This window comes from Kitasatospora sp. NPDC091257, from assembly GCF_044757675.1.
Classification (GTDB): domain Bacteria; phylum Actinomycetota; class Actinomycetes; order Streptomycetales; family Streptomycetaceae; genus Kitasatospora; species Kitasatospora lactacystinica.
This window is the reverse complement of sequence record NZ_JBIVVI010000246.1, coordinates 1-8860: the sequence shown is the minus strand read 5'-3', so window position 1 is coordinate 8860 and position 8860 is coordinate 1. Positions and strand designations below refer to the sequence as shown.

The 8860-nt window shown below is 72.4% G+C and carries 9 protein-coding genes and 1 pseudogene; 6 read left to right on the top strand and 4 right to left on the bottom strand.

What is annotated here, in order from left to right:
* Positions 1–488, top strand: a pseudogene (locus ACIQOV_RS14310) (IS5 family transposase); the annotation flags it as partial.
* Here ACIQOV_RS14310 and ACIQOV_RS14305 read toward each other — a convergent pair.
* Positions 485–1522: a medium chain dehydrogenase/reductase family protein gene (locus ACIQOV_RS14305; protein ID WP_331768687.1), complete on the bottom strand. Its 1038-nt coding sequence runs from the start codon at positions 1520–1522 to the stop codon at positions 485–487. The pseudogene ACIQOV_RS14310 and the gene ACIQOV_RS14305 overlap by 4 nt on opposite strands.
* 107 nt (positions 1523–1629) lie before the next feature.
* Between ACIQOV_RS14305 and ACIQOV_RS14300 the strand changes: the two genes are divergently transcribed.
* From ACIQOV_RS14300 to ACIQOV_RS14285, 4 genes are all read left to right on the top strand, one after another.
* Positions 1630–2286 carry a TetR/AcrR family transcriptional regulator gene (locus ACIQOV_RS14300; RefSeq protein WP_331768688.1) on the top strand — a complete coding sequence of 219 codons (657 nt, stop codon included), beginning with the start codon at positions 1630–1632 and terminating at the stop codon, positions 2284–2286.
* 202 nt (positions 2287–2488) lie between these two features.
* A complete protein-coding gene (locus ACIQOV_RS14295; protein WP_401048498.1) occupies positions 2489–3706 on the top strand; it encodes a serpin family protein in 1218 nt (405 codons plus the stop codon).
* 731 nt (positions 3707–4437) lie between these two features.
* Entirely contained in the window at positions 4438–4650 is a 213-nt protein-coding gene (locus tag ACIQOV_RS14290; protein WP_401048497.1) for a hypothetical protein, read from the top strand.
* Between the two features lie 70 nt (positions 4651–4720).
* A complete protein-coding gene (locus tag ACIQOV_RS14285; RefSeq protein ID WP_331768691.1) occupies positions 4721–6112 on the top strand; it encodes a helix-turn-helix transcriptional regulator in 1392 nt (463 codons plus the stop codon).
* A 393-nt stretch (positions 6113–6505) separates the two neighbouring features.
* Here the strand turns inward: ACIQOV_RS14285 and ACIQOV_RS14280 are convergent, their stop codons facing one another.
* On the bottom strand, positions 6506–6895 hold the full coding sequence (locus ACIQOV_RS14280; protein ID WP_401048495.1) for a hypothetical protein: 390 nt from the start codon (positions 6893–6895) through the stop codon (positions 6506–6508).
* 121 nt (positions 6896–7016) lie between these two features.
* Positions 7017–7301, bottom strand: coding sequence for a hypothetical protein (locus ACIQOV_RS14275; protein ID WP_401048493.1), 285 nt, complete (start codon positions 7299–7301; stop codon positions 7017–7019).
* Between the two features lie 420 nt (positions 7302–7721).
* Between ACIQOV_RS14275 and ACIQOV_RS14270 the strand changes: the two genes are divergently transcribed.
* A complete protein-coding gene (locus ACIQOV_RS14270; RefSeq protein WP_331768694.1) occupies positions 7722–8066 on the top strand; it encodes a hypothetical protein in 345 nt (114 codons plus the stop codon).
* A 189-nt stretch (positions 8067–8255) separates the two neighbouring features.
* Here ACIQOV_RS14270 and ACIQOV_RS14265 read toward each other — a convergent pair whose 3' ends face one another.
* Positions 8256–8675, bottom strand: a complete 420-nt coding sequence (locus ACIQOV_RS14265; protein ID WP_401048491.1) for a DUF6093 family protein — start codon at positions 8673–8675, stop codon at positions 8256–8258.
* Positions 8676–8860: the final 185 nt, after the last annotated feature.

Below are 8860 nucleotides of genomic sequence, written 5' to 3'. Positions count from 1 at the left end.
GACCACGAAGGTCCACCTCGCCGTCGACGGCCGGGGCCTGCCGCTGTCGATCGTGCTCACCCCGGGCAACGTCAACGACGCCACCGCATTCGGCCGGGTCCTTGACGGGATCCGTGTCCCGCGCGCCGCCACGGGCCGCCCGCGCACGACACCGGATCGCGTGCTGGGCGACAAGGCCTATTCCAGCAGGGCCATCCGCCACCTGCTGCGACGCCGGGGCGTCGCAGCCACGATCCCCGAGCGCCGCGACCAGGCGGCCAACCGCCGACGCCGAGGGCGCCTCGGCGGCCGGCCGCCAACGTTCGACAAGGAGATGTACCGCAATCGGAACGTGGTCGAACGATGCTTCGCCCGCCTCAAACAGTTCCGCGCCATCGCGACCAGGTTCGACAAGCTCGCCGACCGCTACCGCGCCGGAGTCGTCCTGGCCTCCCTAATCCTCTGGCTCCGCGAACCAACCAGATGATCATTTGTCAGACACGCCTTAGCGGACGATGACGACCTTGCCCGCGACGGTGCGCGACTCGGCCAGCGCAAGCGCGGCCGCGGCCTCGTCGAGGGGGAACTCTGCGGCGACCTGGGCGGTGAGCGTGCCGTCGGCGAGCAGGGCCAGCACCTGGGTGAGGTCCTCGCGCAGCCGGGCCCGGAAGGCCGCGGGGCGGCGCCTGCCCGCCCACAGGTTGTAGAAGTGCGCGGAGCGCCCGTTGGGGAGCAGGTTCCACAACGCCAACCGGGCGAACAGGTTCAGCACCGGGAGCCGCGAGTCGCCGGCCTCGTCCTTGGTGGCGGCGGTGCCGTAGGACACCAGGACCCCTCCGCGGCGAAGCAGTTGCCAGGACCGCGCCAGTCCGGCGCCGCCGACGTGGTCGAACACCGCGTCGACGCCGTCGGGTGCGAGTTCCCGGATGCGCTGGTACGCGTCCGGGTCGCGGTGGTCGACCGGGGTCGCACCGAGGGCGCGGACGGTGTCGTGGTGGCGCGCGGAGGCCGTGCCGATCACCGTGATCCCGGCGTGCCGGGCCAGTTGGACGAGGGTCGAGCCGACGCCGCCGTTGGCGCCGAGCACGACGATCGTCGCGCCCCGGGCCACCTTCGCCGTCCGGTGCAGCATCTGCCAGGCCGTCACGCCGTTGACGACCACGGTCTCGGCGTCGGCGGCCGTCACGCCGTCCGGCACGGGGACGGCGTCCGCGGCGTCGATCAGCAGGTGGCTGGCCCAGGCGCCGGTCTTGGTGACGGCGGCGAAGCGGCGCCCGGTCATCGCCGGGTCGACGCCGGGGCCGGTCGCGACCACCGTGCCGACCACGTCGTAGCCGGGCACGAAGGGGAAGGGCGGCTGGTCGTAGTACTTGCCGCGGCGCATCTGCTGCTCGGCGAAGGAGACGCCGGTGGCGTCCATCCGCAGCAGGACCCGGCCGTCGGTCGGCGGCGGGAGGTCGCGGGTGCGCAGCCGGAGGCCGTCCGGCTCGACCTCGCCCGGCAGGACGACCTCGATGGCGCGGGTGATGACGGCGTCGTTCATGGCGTGCTCCGTTCGGCTCAGCATTGCTTACGGCCGTAACGTTACGCGCGTAAGCTCACCGCACACAAGGGCTGTCGGCTGTAAGTTTTCACCTGTAAGCTCACGGCATGGGAAACGAATCGAGCACACTGTCCGCCCGCCCCCGCAACCGCCGGGGGGAGGGTGCCCGTCTCCGCGAGGACATCGTGGCCGCCGCGGTCGAGCTGCTCGACGAGACCGGTAGCGAGAGCGCCGTCACCCTGCGGTCCGTCGCCCGCCGGGTCGGGATCGCCGCCCCCTCGATCTACCGCCACTTCCCCGACCAGCCGGCCATCATGCTGGCCGTGGTGCAGCAGGCCTTCGACCAGCTGGAAGCACAGCTCCGCGCCGCCGTGGACGCGGCCGGCGAGGACCCCCGGGCACGTCTGCTCGCCTTCTGCCACGCCTACCTGGGCTTCTCCGAGGACCACCCGGAGCGCTACCGCACCATGCTCGGCGGCGTCTGGGTGCCCGTGCTCCAGGACACCGCCGTGACGCAGGAGGACATGGCCACCCTCGGCATGGCGCCCCTGCACCTGCTCGCCGATGTCCTGGCCGAGTGCGCCGCCGCCGGCCTGGCCGCCACCGACGACCCCTGGGCGGACGCCGTCGCCCTGTGGCTGGGCCTGCACGGGCTGGCCCACCAACGGGCGGTGACGATCGCCTTCCCCTGGCCCGAGGGCATCGCCGACCGGCTGATCTCCACGCTGGCGCACCTCAAGAGCCAAGGCCCGTCCGGTAATTGATCATGCGGCGGGTCGAGGCGCGGTGGCAGGCACGGGGGCGGCCGGACGGCGGCCCGGGGGCCGGGTCCTGCCGGTTCCCTGCGCACTCGATGCCCGTGTCGTCGATGAGCCCGTCCGAGCCGAGCTTGCGGTTCGTCACCAGGAGCGCCCACGTATCTCGCTGGCCGCCCCGGACGGGTCGGCCCTACGCTCCCGGGGTCAGGTGTTCCTCGAAGGGGTGGGCATGATTCGTAGTTCCACCGTCCGGGCCGTCAATGCGTTGACCGCGCGCTGGGCTGCCGCTCTGCCGGAAGGCGGCACGGCCTTCACCACCGCCGGGGTGTGGCCGCTGCTGGCTCTGCTGGCAGACGGCGCAACCGCCGCCGTCCGTACGGAACTTGCCGATGCCATCGGCATCCCGGCAGACCGGGCTGCGGGCGAGGCGCGGGGCCTGCTGGCCGCGATCGATGCGATGCCCGGCGTGCAAGGGGCGCTCGGCCTGTGGACCCACGAAGCTCTGCCGATCGAGCGGAGCTGGCTTGCCGCACTCCCCGAACGCGTCCACGGACAGCTCACCGGCGACGCGGCCTCGGATCAGGCTCGACTCGACGCCTGGGCGGCGACGTGCACCGGCGGACAGATCCCGTCGATGCCGGTGACCGTCGAGCCGGACACCCGACTGGTGCTGGCCAGCGCCCTTACGGTCCGCACCGACTGGATCCGCCCGTTCGAACCCGGCGGCCTGGAGGCGGCGGCCGGCCCGTGGCGGGGCAGGGACATGGCCGGCCTGTCCCGGGTCACCGCACTCCTCGACCGCGTGGGAGTCACCCAGACCCCGACAGGTCCCGTCACCGTGCTCCACGTTCTCGGCGCCCAGGGAATCGATGTCCACCTGTTCCTGGGGACAGAGGACGCCCTGCCAGGGCATGTGCTGGCGGCAGCGGTGCGGACCCTCGACAACCGGAGGACAGTACTCCCGGGCGGTGAACTCCCCTACGGCGCTCCGGGCCCCGGGCTGACGGTCGAGCGTGTTCCCAGCCTCGACGGCGAATCGAAGCTGGTGGTGGAAACCGTGCCCTTCACCATCACCGCCCGCCACGATCTGCTCAAGGACCCTGAGCTGTTCGGCCTCCGAACAGCAACGGACCGAACCCGAGGTCACTTCCCCGGCATCAGCGCCGAGCCGTTGGCGGTCGAGGCCGCCGCACAGACGGTGACTGCCACGTTCGGCGCTCGCGGCTTCCGTTCCGCGAGCGTCACTGCCCTGAGCCTGGCGGGCGCGGGGCTACCGCCGCGGTTCCGCTATCGCGCCCGCATGATCAGCGCTCGATTCGACCGGCCGTTCGGCTTCCTCGCCGTCCACCGCACCTCACGGCTCGTCCTGAACGCCGGCTGGATCACCGAACCCGAGGCCTTCGAGGAATCGTCCTGGGAATGGTGAGCCCGTGAAGCAACGGACGGCACGGGGCAGCGTCGGACGGTCGGGTGTCGTGTGAAGGACGCCCGCCCGAAGCGGCGCGAGTGCGGTGGTGTCGTGGCGGCGAAGGAGCTTGCTCGCCGACCGCTCCTCGGGGTCGTGGTGCCCGCCCGGCAGGTGGCCACCGCTGCGCAGCCGTTCCGCGAACGGCGCGACCGGCGCCTCCGGCCTTGCGCCTGCCCGAACAGCCGCGTGGATCCGACGCCACCACCTCGGACGACCGGCCCCACGAGGAGCGGACGCAACGCCGGCGGTGCCGCGTCGTGCGGCACCGCCGGGCGGGGCGAGGGGTCTGCGGCAACAGACGGGGCCTCGGGTGGTGCGTGGCGACCGTCCGGACCAAGGGATGGGCGCCGTGATGGGCGGCTCCGGGTGGGAGCGCCGCGACCAGCTTCGGCCCGGGGCGGGGTGTTGCCCAAGGAGGAAACTGTTTCGCAAACGAGACCGGATGCTCGTGCACAACGGCCGCCCTCGACCTGCGGGGCCGGCGGGGTTGTCCACCTCCCGCCGGTGCGGACGAAGCGGGTCGGGTCCCACGTCGGGCCAGCGCTGGAGTGCCCTCGGACGGTTTGTGAAAAACGGCCCGCCCCAGGCCATTGCGGCGCCGCGGGACGGCCGTGAAATGCTGGGCGCGTCGCGGGCGGCAACCCGTGACAGAACGTCAAATACCGTCCGGACCAAAGGACATGATCACCATGGCCATGCGCCGTCACACCTCGCGGAGGCCCGCCAGCGGGGACGCGTTCTGCATCCACCTCCCCGGGAACCGCACGCTCGGCGTGCCCTGGATCCTCCCGACCGGCGTCGCGGTCGTCGTGCTCGTCGTCCTGGGCTACGACGTCCAGGCCGCCATCGCGGCGGTCCTCGCCACGGGCGCGGTCGCGCGCGAGCTCGGCCAGTCCTCCTGACGGTCCGGTTCATCCACCGTGGCGGTGCCGCACGCCTGCGGCACCGCCACGCACCGTGAGGAGGTACGCCGTGCCACGTCGTGAGAACCCCATCGACCCGCACGCCCCGTACGCGGGGCTCGCCCTGCTGCTGCGCCGGGCCCGGGAGGAGGCGGGGCTGCCTCCCTACGAAGCCCTGGCGCATCGGACCGGTTTCTCCGTATCGGCGCTCGCCCAGGCCGCCTCCGGCAGACGGCTGCCCAGTCTGGCGGTGACCGTCGCCTACGGCACCGCCTGCGGCGGCGACCGGGAGTTCTGGGCCGCGCAGTGGAACGTCGCGCGCACTCGCCGTGCCGATGCCGGGTTCTCGGCCTCAGGCCCCGCACTGCCCCCTGACCCCGGCGGTTGCCGGACGGTGGGAGAGTTCGTGCAGTGCCTGCGCGAGCTGAAGGCCTGGGCCGGCGAGCCGTCGCTGGGGTGGGTCTCCCGGCACATGTCCAGGCATCTCGACACCCACGCGGGCCGAAGCACCGTGGGCGACGCACTGAACCTGCGGCGCCGCAGCCTGCCGCGCCTTCCTCTGCTCGTCGGCTTCGTTCGGAGCTGCCTGCACTTCGCGGCCTCGTACGGAGGTCGTGGCGGCGGACCGGGCGTTCTCGAGTGGTACCGCGGTGCCTGGCACCGGCTGCGGCGGGCGCTGTCCGAGGTGGCCCGGGAGGAGGGCGGGGGCCGCTCCGCGACGGCACCGGGCAAGGAGGTCGAGCTCTTCCGGTGGCGTCAGTCGAGGCCGCTCGTCCCCCTGGACTCCGGTCTCCCGGCCGAGGTCGTGACGCTCGCGGACACCCTTCGGGACGTGGTCCGTTCACGGCACTGCTCGATCCGCCAGGTCGCCGGGGCGGTCTTCGTCAGCCCCGCCACGATGTCCCGCTACCTGAACGGTCACCGGGTGCCGCCTCGGGATGTCGTCGACAGGCTCGCGGCCTTCGCGGCTCCCGGCCCCGGCGACGGGACGGCCCTGCGCACGATGCTCCATGAGCTCCGCTGGAAGGCGCTGAACGCGACCGGCCCGAGGACGGCGCTGACCGTCGAGCTGGCGGAGAGGTTGGATGACACCCACAGCCGTACCGGGGCCCTGGACGCGGAGGTCACCAGGCTGAAGTCCGAGGTCACCGATCTGACCATGCTTCTCCAGCAGGCGTACGAGGACGCCCAGCGGCTCAGCGCAGCCAGGCGCAGCACATGGGGGAAGGCTCCGGTTTCGGTACCGGTGCCGGTGCCGGTTTACGGTGACGTGTTCGCCGGCCTCAGGGCTCAGGTCGCGCCGCAGCCGCGCAGGCTGGCGGTGCCGGTGCGCCAGCCGTCGGGGTCCGCGAGGGTGGCGAGGGTGGTCCGCACCGGGGCGCCGTCGTCGAGCTCGGCTGCGGCAAGGGGCTCACAGCCGGTGCCTGCGGTGGCAGGGAGCCGGTCTGCCGCCGCCCCGTAGGACGGTGGCCGGGACGGTGCCAGAGGCCGTCAGCCGAGGCAGGTGTCCCGGTAGCCGGACCCGAGGAGGCTCTTGAGCGCGCCCGCGCCGGGGCACCCGAGCACGGTGGTTCCCCGGGGCGCCGGGTCTGCGACCGGTGGCCAGAGGGCAGTGCGCGGGGCAGCCGGCGACCAGGCGGCGGGCGGGCGGCGGGCGGGCGGCGGGCGGGCGGCCGGACGCGAGCGGCGCAGAGGCCGTGGAAGGTCGGCGTCGCGAACAACCGAGTCCCGACCACTGCGGCCCGGCCACGGCCTGGGCCGCGCCGAGGACGGCGGCCAAGGCGCAGCGGGATGGCCTCGCAGCGGGCGATCCGGCGGACGGCGGCGGCGGGTGGTGTTCGAGTGGAGGGCGTGGTCACTGTGGCGAGGAGAGGGCGGACGAGCGCGCCTCCTCCAATTCGGCCACGAGCTGCTCGATCCGCTGGTTGGGCGTGTTCCCCGACCCGTAGCCCGCCAGCATCGGGAGCCGGTCGGTCTTGCCCGAGGCCAGGAGCAGCTCCGGGACGGTCGAGGAGAACAGGGTTCCCGAAACGACGGCGGGCCTCACCTCCTGGATCCCGGACCAGGTGTAGGAGCGCGAGTTGAGCAGGCCGGAGTACTTCAGGCCGGTGTCTCCGAAGGCGACGCCGTACATCGGGGCACGGATCGTCAGCATCAAGCCCGGAACACCCGTGAGGCAGATGGGGGTGAGGTCGTCGACCCTCGTTGTACTGGCCACTCCGGCGACGGCGATCAGCAAGCACATGAGCCCGATCGTGAGGTAGGCCAGTGCCGACGGATTACGCCTCTTGCGCATTTTCCATTCCACGTGTCTTGTACGCCGGGGCGGCCGGAGGCGGCGCGTCCGTTCGAGGGCCCGAGCTTCTTCATCGTGCGCACGTGGTGCGACGGTTACTTGGGGCCGTCATGGCGTCGCGGATGCGGCGGGTGCGGTCGGCGGCGGTGGTCTGGTCGAGGGTGGCCGGGCTCCCTTCGGCCCAGGCGGGGAAGTTCACCGAGCCGGCGGTGTCATGGTCGGCCCAGAGGCACACGACAAAGACGAGCAAGGCCTCGGTGCTGATTCCGCACTTCAGCCTGCCCTGCGGGTCGTGCGGGTCCCGGGCGTCGACGTCGGTCAGCGGCACCGTCCAGGCACCTCTCGGGGACTGCATCGCGGCAATCGCGGACGTTGTCACCGCGTCGGGATCGGTGATGGTGCCCCAGGCCCCACCGATGATCAGGACTCCGCCGGAGTCAGCGGTGTACCTGGCCACCAGGCTGCCGTCGAAGCTGCCTCCCCTGGGTTGAGGGTCTGCCAGGTACGGCCGACCGTGCCGGTGGTCGGCGCCTTCGTGGCGACGACGGTCACCAGATCGCCCCGCGCAGACAGCGGGGCTGCTGGCCGCCGCCCCCTTGTCCGACTACCCCTCCAACCGCAGCGCCATCCCCGGAACCTCCCGACTTGCGGTTCAGCCATGGCCTTCGCGCCGTTCGCACACCCCTTCGCGCCGGTGACGATTCACGTACGCAGTCCTACCGTTGGTGGCGATCACGGGGCGCACTCGGCGACCCGGTGTCCAGGAGGTCCCATCATGCGACGCCTCGTCACGACGCTCGGTACTCTCATCGCCGCAGGGACGCTGGCCGTGGCCGTCCCCACGTCCGCCCAGGCCGCCACGGGCACTCTGACGTTCTACAACGTGATCTTTCCTGACGGGTCGGGCTCCGGCCCGGGCGTGCCGTACGTCGACCCGGCCCCGGGCTGCTACGACGTACCGAGGGAGGCGCAGGGGCCGCTGTCGGGCGTGAACAACGCGACGGACAGCACGGTCCGCTTCTACTGGGGAGAGGACTGCACCATCGCGCTGTTCAACGTCTCGGCTGGCCGTTCGGTCAGGTTCAACTCGCATCCGCGCTCCTTCATGGTCGAGAGCTGACCGGAGGCCCGAACGCAGCTACGCCGGCCCCATGCGGCCGAAGGGCGGGCCATTCGGGCACAGAGCCCGATCAGGTGGACAGCGCCTACGTCGCTGTCCACCCCGTCCGATCTGCGGCAGCGCGAGGAGCCGATCCAGTCGGATGGTGGGCAAGGTATCGAAGGCCCCCGTCGCTACCCGGCGTCGCAGCTACAGCACGACCTCGTCCAGCCGGGTGATCTGTGCGACCTCCACCGTGCTGGCCTCGCCCGGGTCGAGGGCCTGCCAGGTGCGGCCGACCGGGCCGGCAGTCGGCGCCTTCGTGGCGACGACGGTCACCAGGTCGCCTCGCTGTGGGAGCGGTGCGGCCAGCGGGGTGACGAGTCCGTACCAGGAGGCGTCGTCCTCCAGCCACCGGCCACCGACCAGGTGCTCGACCGCGGCGAGGCCGTGCGCGGACAGCACCGCGCCGGCGCCTTCCCAGATCGTGGTCGTCGGGGTGGGCCCCACCAGCCCGGTGTCGACGTCCAGGATGGGGGTGCCGGTCGGCCTGCTGATCCTCACCATGTCGACCATGACGGTGGTCTCCATGGTGTGGTGGACGGCGTCGAGGTCCACGAGGGTGCGCACGTTCTCCGGCTCTCGCAGCGGCCCGGAGCTACGCGTCGAGCGGGATGGTGGCGACGGTGTCCCAACAGATGGGCTGTACCGCACCGCGACGCTGGCGGGCGGTGCCCGGTGAGCGGCTGGGTGACGCCGGAGGAGGCGTTCGGCAGCGCGAAGTGGTAGGCGCCGCGGACCAGCCCGGCGTTGTA

Bases quoted from the DNA above. Each gene is read 5' to 3' on its own strand.
- ACIQOV_RS14270 (WP_331768694.1), top strand. From the start codon at position 7,722: ATGCGACGCCTCGTCACGACGCTCGGTACTCTCATCGCCGCAGGGACG.
- ACIQOV_RS14305 (WP_331768687.1), bottom strand. From the start codon at position 1,522: ATGAACGACGCCGTCATCACCCGCGCCATCGAGGTCGTCCTGCCGGGC.
- ACIQOV_RS14300 (WP_331768688.1), top strand. From the start codon at position 1,630: ATGGGAAACGAATCGAGCACACTGTCCGCCCGCCCCCGCAACCGCCGG.
- ACIQOV_RS14280 (WP_401048495.1), bottom strand. From the start codon at position 6,895: ATGTGCTTGCTGATCGCCGTCGCCGGAGTGGCCAGTACAACGAGGGTC.
- ACIQOV_RS14275 (WP_401048493.1), bottom strand. From the start codon at position 7,301: ATGCAGTCCCCGAGAGGTGCCTGGACGGTGCCGCTGACCGACGTCGAC.
- ACIQOV_RS14290 (WP_401048497.1), top strand. From the start codon at position 4,438: ATGGCCATGCGCCGTCACACCTCGCGGAGGCCCGCCAGCGGGGACGCG.